14 protein-coding genes are annotated in these 14,814 nt (G+C 68.2%); 6 read left to right on the forward strand and 8 right to left on the reverse strand.

Annotated elements, in window-relative coordinates:
- Window positions 1-22: 22 nt before the first annotated feature.
- The 3 genes from tesB to ACOYJQ_RS00915 all read left to right on the forward strand — a co-directional run bounded on the left by tesB (window position 23) and on the right by ACOYJQ_RS00915 (window position 3,006).
- Window positions 23-919, forward strand: a complete 897-nt coding sequence (tesB, locus tag ACOYJQ_RS00905) for an acyl-CoA thioesterase II (protein WP_433455610.1) — start codon at window positions 23-25, stop codon at window positions 917-919.
- Window positions 920-1,150: 231 nt separating this feature from the next.
- Window positions 1,151-1,489: a P-II family nitrogen regulator gene (locus ACOYJQ_RS00910; RefSeq protein ID WP_433455612.1), complete on the forward strand. Its 339-nt coding sequence runs from the start codon at window positions 1,151-1,153 to the stop codon at window positions 1,487-1,489.
- Window positions 1,490-1,506: 17 nt separating this feature from the next.
- The gene (locus ACOYJQ_RS00915; protein ID WP_433455614.1) at window positions 1,507-3,006 is read left to right on the forward strand and encodes an ammonium transporter; all 1,500 of its coding nucleotides are present in this window, start codon (window positions 1,507-1,509) and stop codon (window positions 3,004-3,006) included.
- A gap of 44 nt (window positions 3,007-3,050) precedes the next feature.
- Here the strand turns inward: ACOYJQ_RS00915 and ACOYJQ_RS00920 are convergent, their stop codons facing one another.
- Entirely contained in the window at window positions 3,051-3,548 is a 498-nt protein-coding gene (locus tag ACOYJQ_RS00920; protein ID WP_433455615.1) for a cyclic nucleotide-binding domain-containing protein, read from the reverse strand.
- A 39-nt stretch (window positions 3,549-3,587) separates the two neighbouring features.
- Complete coding sequence (locus tag ACOYJQ_RS00925) at window positions 3,588-4,274, reverse strand: response regulator transcription factor (RefSeq protein WP_433455617.1); 687 nt, start codon at window positions 4,272-4,274, stop codon at window positions 3,588-3,590.
- Window positions 4,275-4,487: 213 nt separating this feature from the next.
- Here ACOYJQ_RS00925 and ACOYJQ_RS00930 point away from each other — a divergent pair, with 213 nt between their 5' ends.
- Window positions 4,488-4,991: a L,D-transpeptidase family protein gene (locus ACOYJQ_RS00930; RefSeq protein ID WP_433455619.1), complete on the forward strand. Its 504-nt coding sequence runs from the start codon at window positions 4,488-4,490 to the stop codon at window positions 4,989-4,991.
- Here the strand turns inward: ACOYJQ_RS00930 and ACOYJQ_RS00935 are convergent.
- Genes ACOYJQ_RS00935 through ACOYJQ_RS00950 form a run of 4 tightly spaced genes read right to left on the reverse strand, consistent with a single transcriptional unit; the run spans window position 4,969 to window position 9,890 of the window.
- The gene (locus ACOYJQ_RS00935) at window positions 4,969-6,576 is read right to left on the reverse strand and encodes a dipeptide ABC transporter ATP-binding protein (protein WP_433455621.1); all 1,608 of its coding nucleotides are present in this window, start codon (window positions 6,574-6,576) and stop codon (window positions 4,969-4,971) included. The genes ACOYJQ_RS00930 and ACOYJQ_RS00935 overlap by 23 nt on opposite strands.
- The gene (locus tag ACOYJQ_RS00940) at window positions 6,573-7,388 is read right to left on the reverse strand and encodes an ABC transporter permease (protein ID WP_433455623.1); all 816 of its coding nucleotides are present in this window, start codon (window positions 7,386-7,388) and stop codon (window positions 6,573-6,575) included. Before ACOYJQ_RS00940 ends, ACOYJQ_RS00935 begins: the two co-directional genes overlap by 4 nt.
- Window positions 7,385-8,332 carry an ABC transporter permease gene (locus tag ACOYJQ_RS00945; RefSeq protein WP_433455625.1) on the reverse strand — a complete coding sequence of 316 codons (948 nt, stop codon included), beginning with the start codon at window positions 8,330-8,332 and terminating at the stop codon, window positions 7,385-7,387. The genes ACOYJQ_RS00940 and ACOYJQ_RS00945 overlap by 4 nt, the downstream gene beginning before the upstream one ends.
- Window positions 8,333-8,360: 28 nt before the next feature.
- Window positions 8,361-9,890 (reverse strand): ABC transporter substrate-binding protein, encoded by a 1,530-nt coding sequence (locus ACOYJQ_RS00950; RefSeq protein ID WP_433455627.1) that lies wholly within the window; start codon window positions 9,888-9,890, stop codon window positions 8,361-8,363.
- Window positions 9,891-10,066: 176 nt separating this feature from the next.
- Here ACOYJQ_RS00950 and ACOYJQ_RS00955 point away from each other — a divergent pair, with 176 nt between their 5' ends.
- Entirely contained in the window at window positions 10,067-11,533 is a 1,467-nt protein-coding gene (locus ACOYJQ_RS00955) for a mannose-1-phosphate guanylyltransferase/mannose-6-phosphate isomerase (protein WP_433455629.1), read from the forward strand.
- Between the two features lie 280 nt (window positions 11,534-11,813).
- Here the strand turns inward: ACOYJQ_RS00955 and ACOYJQ_RS00960 are convergent, their stop codons facing one another.
- Window positions 11,814-12,605: an ABC transporter ATP-binding protein gene (locus tag ACOYJQ_RS00960; RefSeq protein WP_433455631.1), complete on the reverse strand. Its 792-nt coding sequence runs from the start codon at window positions 12,603-12,605 to the stop codon at window positions 11,814-11,816.
- A gap of 6 nt (window positions 12,606-12,611) precedes the next feature.
- Entirely contained in the window at window positions 12,612-13,424 is an 813-nt protein-coding gene (locus ACOYJQ_RS00965) for an ABC transporter permease (protein WP_433455633.1), read from the reverse strand.
- Window positions 13,425-13,737: 313 nt separating this feature from the next.
- Here ACOYJQ_RS00965 and ACOYJQ_RS00970 point away from each other — a divergent pair, with 313 nt between their 5' ends.
- On the forward strand, window positions 13,738-14,664 hold the full coding sequence (locus ACOYJQ_RS00970) for a rhamnosyl transferase (RefSeq protein WP_433455635.1): 927 nt from the start codon (window positions 13,738-13,740) through the stop codon (window positions 14,662-14,664).
- The last annotated feature ends 150 nt before the right edge of the window (window positions 14,665-14,814 follow it).

Raw genomic sequence — 14,814 nt, forward strand, 5'->3', positions numbered from 1 at the left:
TCAGCGATACGGGATTGCGCCCATGAGCACTGACGAGAATACCGCCGTGAACCCCGCCGTCGCCGGCCTGCTTTCCATTCTCGATCTGGAGGCGCTGGAGGACGATCTTTTCCGCGGCAACAGCCCGCAAGAGGGTTGGCAGCGCGTTTTCGGCGGGCAGGTCATCGGGCAGGCGCTGGTCGCGGCCACGCGCACGGTGGCCCCCGAGCGCAATGTGCATTCGCTGCATTGCTACTTCGTGCTGCCGGGCGATCCGACGACGCCGATCATCTACGCCGTCAAGCGCATCCGCGACGGCGGCAGCTTCACCACGCGCCATGTCGAGGCCGTGCAGCACGGCCGCGTGATCTTCACGCTCATCGCCTCGTTCCACAAGGAAGAACCCGGCCTGCGCCATCAGCCGCCGATGCCCGTCGCGCCGCCGCCCGAGGAAACCGTCGCCGAGGAGGTGAAAAGCGCCTTCCTGCAAAGGATACCGCCCCATATCCGCGCCTATTTCGAGCGGGAACGGCCCATCGAGCTGCGGCCCGTGGATTACAACCGCTTCAACCCCGGCGTCGAGGGCACGCGCAAGCCGGCCTTCTCCATGTGGATTCGCGCCACCGGGCCGCTGCCCGACGACGAGGCGATTCATCGCTGCGTGCTGGCCTATGCCTCCGACATGACGCTGCTCGACACGAGCCTCGCCGTTCACGGACGCTCCGTCTTCGACGGCGACATCCAGGGCGCCAGCCTTGATCATGCCATGTGGTTCCACCGGCCGTTCCGGGCGGACGAGTGGCTGCTGTACTCGCAGGAAAGCCCCTTCTCCGGCGGCGGGCGCGGCTTGTCGCGCGGGCTCATCTTCACCCGTGACGGCCTGCATGTCGCGACCGTCGCCCAGGAAGGGCTCATCCGCCCCGTTCGCGATTCCGCCTGATTTCCGACCATATTTTGATCATTGCCTAATTTTTAGGCTCTCTCGCGCCCGGATTTTTCCGGGCGCCCGCTTTTTCTCGCGCCATTTGCAGCATTTTTTGCGCCTGTACGCCTTTTCGGCCATCGCCCACCATGTTTTTTTCGCATACCGCGCCGATCTGGCACGAAGCTTGATTGTTCTTCCGCATCGGCCGCGATGGTGCGCGCCGAATCCGCAGCGGGAGACAACGCCATGAAACTCGTCGTGGCCGTTATCAAGCCCTTCAAGCTCGAGGAAGTTCGCGATGCTCTGACTGCGCTCGGCATCCACGGGCTGACAGTGAGCGAAGTGAAGGGCTACGGCCGTCAAAAGGGGCATACGGAAATCTATCGCGGCGCCGAATACGCCGTCAGTTTCCTGCCCAAGCTCAAGATCGAGGTCGCCGTCGAGGCGTCTCTCGTCGATGCCGTCGTGACGGCGATCAAGACCGCCGCCTACACCGGCCATATCGGTGACGGCAAGATTTTCGTTTCACCCATAGAACAGACGATCCGCATCCGCACCGGCGAAACCGGCCGCGACGCCCTGTGACGGGAGGAATCCATTCGATGAAGCTTCTTTGTTCAAAGTTCCCCTCCCCGTCGCGGAGGCCGCGCGCCGGGCACGCCCTGCCGCTCGCGCTCGCCGCCGCCTTTCTGGCAACGCCCGCGCTGGCGCAGGACGCGCCGGTCGCCGACAAGGGCGACACCGCCTTCGTGCTGATCTGCGCGGCGCTGGTGCTGTTCATGTCGTTGCCGGGTCTCGCCCTGTTCTACGGCGGTCTCGTGCGCTCCAAGAACATGCTTTCGGTGCTCTCGCAGGTGCTGGCGGTGGTGTCGCTGTCGGCGATCATGTGGGTCGTCTTCGGTTACTCGCTGGCCTTCACCGGCGGCGGCGGGCTCAACAGCTTCGTCGGCGGTTTCGACAAGCTGTTCCTCTCCGGCGTCGACGCATCCACCACGGCGGCGACCTTCTCCAACGGCGTCGTCATCCCTGAATACGCCTATATCGCCTTCCAGGCCGCATTCGCCTGCATCACGCCGGCGCTGATCGTGGGCGCCTTCGCGGAGCGCACGCGCTTCTCGGCCGTGCTGCTGTTCACCGCCCTGTGGCTGACCTTCGTCTACTATCCGATCGCGCACATGGTCTGGTACTGGGCCGGGCCGGACGCGCTGGCCGACGCGGCGCGCGCCGTCGCCACCGCCACGGACGACGCCGCCCGCACCGCGGCGACCGCCGCCCTGGAGGCCGTGCAGGCCGATGCGGGCCTGATCTACAAGTGGGGCGCGCTGGACTTCGCCGGCGGCACCGTCATTCACATCAACGCGGGCGTGGCGGGCCTCGTCGGCGCCATCATCATCGGCAAGCGCATCGGCTACGGCAAGGAGGCCATGCCGCCCCACTCGCTGACCATGACGCTCATCGGCGCCTCGATCCTGTGGATCGGCTGGTTCGGGTTCAACGCCGGCTCCAACCTCGAAGCCACCGGCGGCGCGGCGCTCGCCTTCGTCAACACCCTGTTCGCCACCGCCGGCGGCGTGCTCGGCTGGCTGTTCGCCGAATGGGGCGCGAAGGGCAAGCCCTCGCTGCTCGGCATGGTGTCGGGCGCGATTTCGGGCCTTGTCGCGGTGACGCCCGCCGCCGGCTTCGTCGGCCCCGTGGGCGCGACCATCCTGGGCGTCATCGCCGCGGTCGTCTGCTTCTACTTCTGCACCGCGGTGAAGAAGGCCTTCGGTTACGACGACTCGCTCGACGTCTTCGGCATTCACGGCGTGGGCGGCATCGTGGGCGCCATCGGCACCGGCATCCTCGTGCTGCCGTCGCTGGGCGGCGCGGGACTGGTCGACTACGTCGAGAGCCCCGGCGAAGCGGTGGGCGTGGCCGTCTCGGTCGGCTCGCAGGTGATGGCGCAGATCAAGGGCGTGCTGCTTACCGTGGTCTGGACCGGCGTCGGCTCGGCCATCCTGTTCAAGGTCGTCGATGTCCTCGTGGGGCTGCGCGTCAGCGCCGAGGTGGAACGCGAGGGCCTCGATCTCGCGGAGCACGGCGAGCGCGCCTACAACACCTGACCGTCACAAAAACAAGGGGAACGGTTGGAGAAGCGGGGGCGGCCTCAACGGGCCGCCCCCGAAGCGTCTTTCGCCGCTTTCGGCGCCACCTGATCGAGGGCCAGCAGCGAGCCGCGCACCCGTTCCAGATCGCTGGACAGCGCCGCGAGCCGCTCCGCGAGCACGGCGCGGAACGTGGCGGCGGAGGCGGGAAATTCTCCCAGAATCCGCCGCATCAAGGCCCGCGATACGCGCATGACCACGGCCGGACTATCCGCCACCGCCGTATGCGGCCATTCCGTTTCCACCAGCAGCGCGATCTCGCCCAGCATGTCGCCCGCCCGCGCCACGGCGACCGCGCCGCCTGCCGTGTCGAGCAACGCGATATCGCCGGACATCACCACATAAGCGCCCTCCGCCGCATCGCCGCGGCGGAAAAGCTCTTCTCCGGCGCGCATGATGCGCGTCTGCGCCGAGAGCGCGACACGGCGCAGCGCGCCCTGCTCGAACCCGCCCAGCGCGGGCAGCGCTGACAATATCGCGATTTCGTCATTCAGGGCCACGACAGACACTCCGTTGCGTATCGGCAAACCCGCCGCGCCTCACGGCACCAGCTTGTAGCCGCCCGGCTCGGTCACGAGAATACGGGCGTTCGACGGATCTTCCTCGATTTTCTGGCGCAGGCGATAGATGTGCGTCTCCAGCGTGTGCGTGGTGACGCTGGCATTGTAGCCCCACACCTCCGCCAGCAGCGTCTCGCGCGCGACCACCTGATCCTCCGCCCGGTAGAGAAAGCGCAGGATCGCGGTTTCCTTCTCGGTGAGCTTGAGGCGCGCGCCCTTGGCATCCACGAGCAGCTTCGCGCCGGGGCGGAAGGTGTATTGCCCCACCGTCAGCACCGCGTCCTCGCTCGCCTCGTGCTGGCGCAACTGGGCGCGGATGCGCGCCAGCAGCACCGCGAAGCGGAACGGCTTGACGATGTAATCGTTGGCGCCGGCTTCGAGCCCCTGAATGGTGTCGGCGTCCTCGGCGTGCCCGGTCAACATCAGGATAGGCGCGCGAAAGCCGCCGCGCCGCATGTCCCGCACCGCCTGGCGGCCGTCGGCGTCCGGCAGGCCGACATCCATCACGACGATATCGAAACGCTCGCCGCGCACCGCCTCGATGGCGCGCGCGGCCGTGTCGACGGCCGAAACGCGGAAATCGCCGGTCAGTTCGAGCTGCTCGGACAGGGTGTCCCGCAGGTCCGCCTCATCGTCGACGATCAGCAGTTGGTAAGCGCCCGGCATCCGTTCATGGTCTCCAGAATGTGGAGGGCATCGCCGCCCGGAACTGTTAAGGCCGATTCAACCATCACCGGCTATCCTCCATAAACCGATCACCCCTTCCTGGGCAACGGCGGCAAAGGCCGACTGGCGACGATGAAATCCCGCACCCTTTCACGGATTCGTGTATTTTCCCGCATCGACGATCCCAAACGCGGCCATATCGCGGCCGGCAGCATGACGATCCCCTGCGCGCTCGGCAAGGGCGCCATCGCGGGCAAGCGGCGCGAGGGCGACGGCGTGACGCCGGCGGGCGTCCACCATGCCGTGCGCGGCTGGTATCGCGCCGACAGGCTGCGCCGGCCCGCGAGCCTCGTGCCGCTGCGCCCCTCGCGCCCGGATGACGGCTGGTGCGACGCACCCGGCCACCGCCTCTACAACCGCCCCGTGCGGCTGCCCTTCGCGGCCGGCTTCGAGACGATGCAGCGCGACGACCATCTCTACGACATCGTACTCGATCTCGGCTGGAACGCGCGCCCGCGCATCCAGGGCCGCGGCAGCGCCATTTTCCTGCATCTCGCGCGCGACAACCTCGGCCCCACCGAAGGCTGCATCGCCGTGCCCCGGCACCGGGCCGCCCGCCTGCTCGCCGTGCTCGGGCCGCGCACGGCCATCGTCGTCGGCCCGCGCATGCAGCCGGTCAAACGGGCGCGGCCCATCAGGCGCAGGCAAGCGTACTGACATCGGGCGCACAGGCGAGCAGCGCGCGCGTATGGGGATGGCGGGGCGCGCGCAGCACGGCGGCGGCCGCGCCTTCCTCCACGATGCGGCCGTCATGCATCACCGCGATCCGCTGCGCGACGGACTCCGCCACCCGCAGGTCGTGGGTGATGAAAAGATAGGCAAGCCCGTGCCGCTCGCGCAGGTCGGCCAGCAGGTCGAGGATCTGCGCCCGGATCGAGACATCGAGCGCGGACACCGCCTCGTCCAGCACGATGAGGCGCGGACGGGTGATCAGCGCCCGCGCCAGCGCGATCCGCTGCCGCTGGCCGCCGGAAAAGGCGTGCGGATACTTTTCCGCGTCGTCCGGCGACAATCCGACTTCCGCGAGCGCCGCCGCGACGCGCTCGCGCGCGTCGCCATCCATCAAGCCACCCGCCGCCCGCCAGCCATGCAGCGGCTCGGCGACGATCCAGCCCGCCCGGCGGCGCGGATCGAGCGAATCGAACGGGTCCTGAAACACCGCCTGCACATCCCGCCGCATGGTGCGCAGCGTCGCGGCATCGGCGCGGGCGATATCCGCGCCGCGATAGGCCACCGTGCCGCCGTCCGGCCGGTCGAGCCCCAGCAGCAGCCGCGCCAGCGTGGATTTGCCCGAGCCCGATTCGCCGATCAGCGCCACGCTCTCGCCCGCATGGACGGCAAGGCTCACATCGTCGAGCGCCAGCCGGTAAGGCCGCCGGGCGAAAGGGTGCGGCCGCGCCAGCGGGTAGCGGCGCGTGAGCGCCTTTCCGGCAAGAAGCGGCGGGCCATCCTCCCGCGCCGGCGCCGCCGGCCGGCGCAGGTAGGCGGCGGCCGCGCACAGCGCTTTCGTGCGCGGATGCGCGGCGCGCCCGAAGAAGCCCCGCGCCCGGCCCGTTTCCACGATCTCGCCGTCATGCATCACGGCGATGCGGTCGGCCATCGTGCCGATCATGGCGAGATCGTGCGATATGAGCAGCAGGCCGGGGCCGTCATCGCGCACGATATCCTTCAGCAGCGCCAGAATCTGCGCCTGCACGGTGACGTCGAGCGCCGTGGTCGGCTCGTCGGCGACGATGACATCCGGCCGCAGGGCGATCGCCGCGGCGATCACGACGCGCTGGCGCTGACCGCCGGACAGCTCATGCGGAAAGCGCTCCGGCCCCACCTTGCCGGGATCGAGCCCGACGCGCGCCAGCGCCTCGCCCGCCAGCGCGCGCGCCTCGCGCCGGCCGAGCCGCCGATGCGCGCGCAGGCCCTCCGCCACCTGATCGCCGATGCTCATTAGCGGATCGAGCGCCGTCATCGGCTCCTGAAACACCATGCCGATACGCGCGCCGCGCACCGCGCACATGACCCGCTCATCGAGCGCCAGCAGGTTTTCGCCGGCGAGCTTCACCGCCCCGCTCACCTGCGCACCGTCGGGCGGCAACCCCACCAGCGCCAGCGCCGTCATGGACTTGCCCGACCCGGATTCGCCCACGAGCCCGAGCGTTTCCCCGCGCGCGAGGGAAAAGCTCACGTTCCGCAGGATCGGGCGGCCGGCGATGCGCACACCGAGATTCTCGACCGACAGCAGCGTCATCGGCGCTCCTCCCGGCGCGGATCGAGCGCATGGCGCAGCCCCTCGCCGGTGAGGTTGAGCCCCAGCACGGTGAGGGCGATGGCGAGCCCCGGCGCGATGGCGAGCCCTGGCGCCAGCGCCATGAAGGTCTGCGCCTCGAACAGCATGCGCCCCCAGCTCGGTTGCGGCGGCTGCACGCCGAGCCCCACATAGGACAGCGACGCCTCCGCCAGCACCCCGAGCGACAACTGGATGGTCGCCTGCACGATGAGCGTGTTGGCGATGTTGGGCAGCACGTGCGCGCCGGCGATCCACGCCTCGCCCCGGCCGGCGACCCGCGCCGCCAGCACATAGCCGCTGCCCCACACGCCCAGCGCCGCCCCGTAGGCAACGCGCGCGAACACGGGCACGTTGAAGAGACCGATGGCGACGGCCGCGTTGGTGATGCCGGGGCCGAAGGTCTCGCGCAGCAGGATGGCGATGATGACGGCGGGAAAGGCGAACAGGAAATCGCTCACGCGCATGACGGCATGGCCCGCGAGCCCCTGCCGGCCGGCCGCCAGCACGCCGAGCGGCACGCCCACGGCGAGGCCGAGCGTCACCGCCGCCAGCGAAACGGCGACGGAGGCGAGCGCGCCGCGCATGACGAGCGACAGCACGTCGCGCCCGAGTTGATCGGTGCCGAGCCAGTGGACGGCATCGGGCGGCGCGAGCTTGCCGGCGACATCGAGCGCCAGCGGATCGTGCGGCGTCCAGACGAGCGACAGCAGCGCACCGAGCGCCACGAGCGCGACGAGGGCGAGCCCGGCCGCGAGTTGTCCGCGCGCGCTCACGCCCGCCTCCGCAGGCGCGGATCGACCAGCGCATAGGCGATGCCGACCAGGAAATTCACCACGATCACGCTCGCCACCAGCAACATGACGACGCTCTGCACGACCGGCAGATCGCGCTGGTTGATCGCCTGGAACACGAGCCGCCCGAGACCGGGCAGGAAAAACACGTTCTCGATGACGACGGTGCCGGCGAGCAGGAAGGAGAACTGCAAGCCGACGATGGTGAGCACGGGAATGAGCGCGTTGCGCAGGGCGTGCCGGCGCAGCGCCTCGCCGCGCGTCAGCCCCCTGGCGCGGGCGGCGCGGATGAAATCGCGATCGAGCGTATCGAGCAGTGCCGAGCGCATCACCTGCGTGAGAATAGCCCCCTGCGGCAACGCCAGCGCCACGGCCGGCAGGATGAGCGCCGCAAGCGCCGGCGCCGCGCCCGCCCCCCAGCCGGGAAAGCCGCCCGGCGGCAGCCAGCGCCAGGTGACGGCGAACAGCAGCACCAGCAGCATGGCGAACCAGAAGTTCGGCATGGCGATGCCGAACCGGGTGAGAAACAGCACCGCGCGGTCCGCCAGCCGCCCGCGCCGGGCCGCCGCCAGCATGCCGAGCGGCAGCGCGATGGCGACGGTAAGCGCCAGCGCGATGAGCGCCAGCGGCAGGCTCACCGCCAGCCGCTCCCGCACCAGCTCCGCCACCGGCACGGCATAGGTGTAGCTCATGCCCAGATCGCCGGTGAGAAAACCGCCGGCCCAGGCGAGATAGCGGGCGGCGAGCGGCCGGTCGAGCCCCATGTCAGCGCGCAGCGCCGCCAGCGTGTCGGGCTGCGCGTTGACGCCGAGCATCACCTCGGCGGGATCGCCGGGCAGAACCTGCAAGGCGGCGAACACCAGCACCGAGGCGCAGGCCAGCGTGACGACGAGCGACGACAGCGCCGACAGCAGCGCCCGGATCATGGCGGCCGCTCCCGGAGCAAGGCAAGAGTCACTCCCGCCACGAGACGCCGGTGAGGTCGATGGCGGGGATCGGCGCATTCTCCCACAGGCCGGTGAGCTTTGCGTCCCGGATGCCGATCTTCGGCAGCAGGAACAGGAAGCCGTTGACGGAATCCTCGGCCAGCCGCTCCTGAATTTTCTTCAGGATGTCGAGCCGCAGCGCCTCGTCCGTCGCCGCCACGAGAGCCGCATAAAGCGCCCGATAATCGGGGCTGTCGTAGTTGAAGTAGTAGTCCTCGCGCGCGTAGATATCGAGGTCGTTGGGCTCCACATGCGCGACGATGGAAAGGTCGTAGCGCTTGTCGCGGAACACCTCGGAAAGCCAGCGCGCCCATTCCACCGGCACGATCTCCGTCTCGATGCCCACCGCCCGCAGTTGCGCCGCGACGATCTCGCCGCCCCGCCGCGCGTAGGAGGGCGGCGGCAGCACGAGGCGCAGGCGCAGGCCGGATACGCCCGCCTCCGTCAGCAGTTCCCGCGCCCTGGCGGGATCGTGCGGATAGCGGCCGGTGAGGTCCACATAGCCCCGGTTCTGCGGCGCGTAATGCGAGCCGATCGGCTGCGCCCGCCCGTCCAGCGCGCCGTCGATCAGCGCCTTGCGGTCGATGGCATGGGCGATGGCGCGGCGCACGCGGATGTCGTCGAGCGGCTTTTTCGCGTTGTTGATGGCGAGCACCGTCTTGCCCTCGGTGTTGCCGATGACGACGGTAAAACGCGGGTCCGCCTCGAACTGGGGCACGTTCTCGGGCGCGGGAAAGTTGGTGTAGGCGTCGATATTGCCGGCGAGCAGCGCGGCATAGGCCGCGGACGCATCGTCGATGACGCGGAAGGTCGCGCGCGTCAGCGCCGGCTTCTCGCCCCAGTAGTGCTCGTTGCGCACGAGGTCGATCCGGTCGCCCTTCACCCAGCGGGAGAGACGGAAAGGGCCGGTGCCGTTGGGATTGGTGCGGTTGGTGTCGGCGGTTTCCGACGCCACGATCACCATGGCGGGCAGGCCGAGCGTGAACGCGAATTGCGAGGTGGGGCGCTTCAGCGTCATCCGCACCGTGCGTTCGTCCGCGACCTCGACCGCCTCAAGAGGCTCCAGCAGCGATTTTTGCGGATTGACGCTGTCGGGCGCGAGCGCCCGATCGAAGGTGAAGCGCACGTCCTCCGCATTGAAGGCGCTGCCGTCATGGAAACGCACGTTTTCCCGCAGCCGGAACGTATAGGTCCGCCCGTCGGCGGAGATCTCCCAGCTTTCGGCGAGCCCCGGCGTCACCTCGCCCCTGGCGTCGATTCGCGTCAGGCCCTCGAACAGGTTGGCGTAGGTGACCTCCCCGATCGCGGCGGCGGCGCCTGCGGTCGGGTCGAGATGCGGCGGCTCCAGGCGGATGCCGACGGCGATGTCGCCACGCGCGGCGAACGCCGCTCCCGGAAGGCAGAACAGGGCGAACAGGACCATCCCGAGCAAGGCGGCCGGCAGCCGCAACCCGCGCGCGTTCCAACGCCGCACGCCCATTCCGCGCCGCATGTCCATCCCGCATCTCCCTGCCATCGCGCCGACGCCTCGCCCGCGCCCACGGTTCGCCGTTCCGGTTATCCGGGGAAAGGCCGCCGGACGCAAGCAACTTTATGTTGAGGACAGGATTGCCCGCAAGCAACGAAGCTGTGCTAAACAACACGGTACCGTTGGCAGAAAATCCCGAGCGAGACATGAGCGAAACACAGCAACGCAATCCCTCGAAGCGTATTACGCCCGTCATTCTTTCCGGCGGCACCGGTACACGCCTGTGGCCCCTCTCGCGCGAGACGTTTCCCAAGCAGTTGCTGGCGCTCGCCGGCGAGCGCTCCATGCTTCAGGAAACCGCGCTGCGGGTGGCGGACCGCGAACGCTTCAACGCGCCCATCGTCATCGCCAATGCGGAGCACCGTTTCGTCATCGCGGAGCAATTGCGCGCGCTCGGCATCCACGACGCAACCATCGTGCTGGAGCCTGTCGGCCGCAACACCACGGCCGCCGCCGCCATCGCGGCGCTGGTCGAGACGGGCCGCGATCCCGAAGGGCTCATCCTGATTCTGGCCGCCGACCATGTGGTGCGGGACCCGCCCGCGTTGCTCGCGGCCGTCTTCAACAGCCTCCCGGCCGCGCTCGCCGGCCGCTTCGTGCTTTTCGGCGTGCAGCCCACGCATCCCGCCACCGGCTACGGCTATATCCAGCGCGGCACGGTGGAAACCGATGTCGCGAATGTCTATCCCGTGCAGCGCTTCGTCGAGAAGCCGGACGCCGAAACCGCGCAGAGCTATCTCGCCTCCGGCGATTATCTGTGGAACAGCGCCCTCTTCCTGCTTCCCGCCGCCGTGTTCCTGAAGGAGATCGAGCGGCTCGCGCCCGAAGTGCTCGCGGCGAGCCGCGCGGCGCTCGAAGCCGCGCGCACCGATCTCGACTTCATCCGCCTCGACGAGGCCGCGTTCTCGCAAAGCCCTTCCATCGCGGTCGACTACGCCGTGCTGGAGAAAACCGACCTGTCCGTCGTCACGCCCACCGATTGCGGCTGGACGGACGTGGGAAGCTGGTCCGCGCTGTGGGCGATCGGCGACCGGGACGGCGGCGACAACGTTCTCATCGGCGACGTGGTGGCGGAGGACGTGCGCGGCAGCTACCTGCGCGGCGAACACCAGCTCATCGCCGCGCTCGGCGTGGACGATCTCGTCGTCGTGGCGACGCCCGACGTGGTCCTGGTCGCGCACAAGGAGCGCGACCAGGACGTGAAGAAGCTCGTCGAACGCCTGCGCCGCAACGGCCACGCCGCCGCGACCCAGACCGTGCAGGTGCATCGCCCGTGGGGCTATTACCAGTCGATCCACACCGGCGAGCGTTTTCAGGTGAAGCGCATCACCGTCAATCCGGGCGCGAAGCTGTCGCTCCAGAAGCACTTCCACCGCGCGGAGCATTGGGTGGTCGTGAACGGCACGGCGCTGGTGACGCGCGATTCCGAGCAGGTGCTGCTGCGCGAGAACGAATCCATCTTCCTGCCGCTCGGCTGCGTGCACCGGCTGGAGAACCCCGGCAAGCTGCCCCTCAACCTGATCGAGGTGCAGTCCGGCCCCTATCTGGGCGAGGACGATATCGTGCGCATCGAGGATATCTACGCCCGCACGGACGAAGCGCCGGCGAAGTAAGAGCGCAGCGCCGCTTCCCGATAGTCGCGATCATCGAGGAGCGGCCGCACCCGCGCGCCGCTCCTCGATTCCTTTGTTTTGAGCGAGTTCTGATCGATTAGAGCGGCGTGCATTCAAGCGGAATCGTCACGCCGCTCCAGATTCTATATTTTACCGCAACTTGCGTTCAAATCGATCAATCGACTTGAACGCAAACTGCTCTATCTTATTGACTTGACGCGTTTTCTTCACGCAAAGCGGTATCCGCTTTGCTTGAAAACGCTTTAGAACGGAACGCGCTCTACAGCGTGGCGTCCTCGTCGGCCTCCACGCCGTAGGCCCGCAGCACGTCCTCGACGGTGCCATCGGCCACGATGCGCCCTTCGGAGAGCATCACGGCGCGGTTGCAGTATTTACGCAACGTCTTGGGATCGTGCGAGGCGAGCACGAGGATGCGGGCGCGGTCCATCATGGCCTCGATGCGTTCGCGCGCCTTGTGGGCGAAAGCGCTGTCGCCGACGCTGATGAGTTCGTCCAGCAGCAGGATGTCCGGCGTGCTGGCGGTCGAGATGGCGAAGGCTAGTCGCAGCGTCATGCCGCTCGAATAGGTGCGCATCGGCAGATTGACGTAATCGCCCAGCTCCGAAAACGCCGCCACGTCCGGGATGAAGCGGCGGGCCTCCTCGATGGTCATGCCGCCGAACACGCCGCGCAGGATGATGTTTTCCGCGCCGGTGAGCTCCGGGTCCATGCCCATGGTGATATCGAGCAGCGAGGCCACCTTGCCGACGATCTCGGCGCTGCCGCCGGAGGGCTCGTAAGCGCCCGAGAACACCCGCAGCAGCGTGGACTTGCCGGCGCCGTTATGGCCGACGAGCGCCAGCCTGTCGCCGCTGCGCAGCGACAGCGTGACGTCGCGCAGGGCGTTCACCGTCACGCCGTCCGCCTCGGTGCTCACCGCTCCGCCCACCCGTTGCAGCAGGGCGGAGCGGATCGAGCGCCCGCGCGCGTTGTAGATGGGGAAATCGACGCTCGCGTTGACGAGATCGATGGACGGCAGAACGTTGCTTTTCGCCAGTTTTTTTCTCGCCATGATGTTTCAAAGCCAGTAGACGATGCGGGCGCGGAAGCGGGCGAAAATCGGCCAGGTGACGGCCACCAGCCCCGCGATGATCGTCAGCGCCGCGAGGTAGTCGTAAAGCTCCGGCACCTTGCCGTGCACCGGATCGGCGACGATGCGCAGGAATATCGCGAACGGGTTGAGATGCGTGACGAACCATCCGCGGCCCTGAAGCTGATCGACACGCCACATGATCGGCGTGATGAAGAAGGCGAGTTGCAACAGGTTGGCGATGATCTGCGGCAGATCGCGGAACCGCGTGCACAATATGCCGCACAGAAGCGTGACCAGGAACGTCGCCACCAGCAGCAGCGCGAAGCCGGGAATCATCAGCAGCAACACGCGCCAGTCCGGCGAGACGCCGAACAGCAGGAAAACCGGCGGCACGATGACGATGTTATGAGCCAGCGCGATCAGGTTGCGCACCATCACGCGCATCACGAAAACCGTCTTGGGCAGGTTCTCCTGCCGCAGAAACACCGTGCCCTGCACGAAGGCGGCGGTGCTGTCCGACACCACGCCGGACATGAAGGTCCAGACGATGTAATTGACGGCGAGATAAGGCACGTACTCGGAAACCGACTGCTTGAACAGCAGCGAGAACACGACGCCGATACCGGCAACGAACACCGCCATCGACAGCGTAATCCAGAACTGGCCGAATCGGGAACGCTTGTAACGCTGCCTGATATCGCTGACGCCCATCAGCGTCCAGACCTGCCACGACGTCATGCCGCGCAGGAAATCGTTGGCGGCGAGCCGCCAGTCTCTGGAAGAGGGTTGAAGGGACATGCAGATGATCACTCGACAACTGGTTGCTGCGACTGGCTGGCCCCGAACCGCCCGGAGAACCGGACCTGCCTCGGATGGCGGGCGATGTCCTGCGCTGGCGCGGCAGGGCGTGGCCCGCCGCACGACCCAAGCAGCGTTGAAAGTACGCCATGTCATTATCGGAGACGCTACTTCGGGTCAACGGCCGCGCGGCCGCCATATCGTCCGCGGCGCGGTGGACCCCGCCGGCCTTCGCTGGTAAACGGTTGCGGCGGCGCGGATACCGGCGGGCCCGGCCCTCGACGGTTCTCCCGGTGAAGGCGGACAGGAAATCATGGAACGGATCATCGCCGGCATCGTCACCTTCAACCCCGATTCCGCCCTGCTGCTCCGGCTCGTCGGCGCGGTCGCGGCGGAGGTCGCGGAGATCGTCGTCGTCACCAACTCGCCCATGCCCGCCGACGAACGCGCCCGCGTGCGGGAGGCGGCCGGAACGACGCCGACGCATATCGACGATCCGGGCGGCAACGTCGGGCTGGGAGAAGCCTACGCACGGATCGCGGCGCGGGCGGAAGCCGCCGGCATCGGGCGCGTCATCCTGTTCGACCAGGATTCGAGCCCGCCGCCGGGCATGGTGACGGCGCTCTCCGCGCGGCTGTCGGCGCTGGCGGACGCGGGAGAACGCCCGGCGCTGGTCGGCCCCAGGCCGGTTTCCGCCGCAGGTGCGCCGTCCGGGTCCGCCGGCGTTTCTCCCGGCGACCACAAGCCGCCGACCCTCCATCTTCATCCTCGGGGCCGCGGCGAGGCGGGGGCGCTGGCGGTCTGGTTCGCCATTTCCTCGGGCAGCCTCGTCGATCTCGCGGCGCTTCGCGCCATCGGTCCCTTCCGGGGCGATTTCTTCATCGACGCGATCGACGTCGAATGGGGCTTTCGCGCCTGGGCGAAAGGGTTTTCCTGCTGGGTGGCGGAGGATATCCCGATGCCGCACCGCCTGGGCGGCGGGCAGGTGAAGGTGCCGGTCATCGGCTGGGAATTGCCGGTGCAATCGCCCCTGCGCCTCTATACCTATGCGCGGAATCAGGCGGCGATGCTCGGCCTCCGCCATGTACCCACGCGCTGGAAGGCGCGCATCTGCGCCTATATCGGCGCGCAGGCACTGGCCTACTGGCTGGCCGATCGGGGCGCGAGCGCCCGCCCGCGCGCGCTGGCGCAGGGGTTTGCGGCGGGCCTTGCCGGCCGGCTGGGCCCGCCTGTGCGCTGACGCACGCGGCAACCGTTTTCTTTCGGTTCAATGGGCGCATAATCGCGCGACGGCGACGACAGAGCGACGGCGCGATTCCGCTTGAATCACGCTGTTCTATCCTTTTGTCGACACATCAGGTTTTTCCGCAAAGCGCACGTACTTTTCGGC

Source organism: Pseudochelatococcus sp. (assembly GCF_050946405.1).
GTDB lineage: Bacteria > Pseudomonadota > Alphaproteobacteria > Rhizobiales > Beijerinckiaceae > Pseudochelatococcus.

What these genes read in the sequence shown, in the direction of transcription:
- tesB (WP_433455610.1), top strand. Translation starts at nt 23, where the DNA reads ATGAGCACTGACGAGAATACCGCCGTGAACCCCGCCGTCGCCGGCCTG.
- ACOYJQ_RS00910 (WP_433455612.1), top strand. Translation starts at nt 1,151, where the DNA reads ATGAAACTCGTCGTGGCCGTTATCAAGCCCTTCAAGCTCGAGGAAGTT.
- ACOYJQ_RS00915 (WP_433455614.1), top strand. Translation starts at nt 1,507, where the DNA reads ATGAAGCTTCTTTGTTCAAAGTTCCCCTCCCCGTCGCGGAGGCCGCGC.
- ACOYJQ_RS00925 (WP_433455617.1), bottom strand. Translation starts at nt 4,274, where the DNA reads ATGCCGGGCGCTTACCAACTGCTGATCGTCGACGATGAGGCGGACCTG.
- ACOYJQ_RS00930 (WP_433455619.1), top strand. Translation starts at nt 4,488, where the DNA reads ATGACGATCCCCTGCGCGCTCGGCAAGGGCGCCATCGCGGGCAAGCGG.
- ACOYJQ_RS00935 (WP_433455621.1), bottom strand. Translation starts at nt 6,576, where the DNA reads ATGACGCTGCTGTCGGTCGAGAATCTCGGTGTGCGCATCGCCGGCCGC.
- ACOYJQ_RS00945 (WP_433455625.1), bottom strand. Translation starts at nt 8,332, where the DNA reads ATGATCCGGGCGCTGCTGTCGGCGCTGTCGTCGCTCGTCGTCACGCTG.
- ACOYJQ_RS00950 (WP_433455627.1), bottom strand. Translation starts at nt 9,890, where the DNA reads ATGGACATGCGGCGCGGAATGGGCGTGCGGCGTTGGAACGCGCGCGGG.
- ACOYJQ_RS00955 (WP_433455629.1), top strand. Translation starts at nt 10,067, where the DNA reads ATGAGCGAAACACAGCAACGCAATCCCTCGAAGCGTATTACGCCCGTC.
- ACOYJQ_RS00960 (WP_433455631.1), bottom strand. Translation starts at nt 12,605, where the DNA reads ATGGCGAGAAAAAAACTGGCGAAAAGCAACGTTCTGCCGTCCATCGAT.
- ACOYJQ_RS00965 (WP_433455633.1), bottom strand. Translation starts at nt 13,424, where the DNA reads ATGTCCCTTCAACCCTCTTCCAGAGACTGGCGGCTCGCCGCCAACGAT.
- ACOYJQ_RS00970 (WP_433455635.1), top strand. Translation starts at nt 13,738, where the DNA reads ATGGAACGGATCATCGCCGGCATCGTCACCTTCAACCCCGATTCCGCC.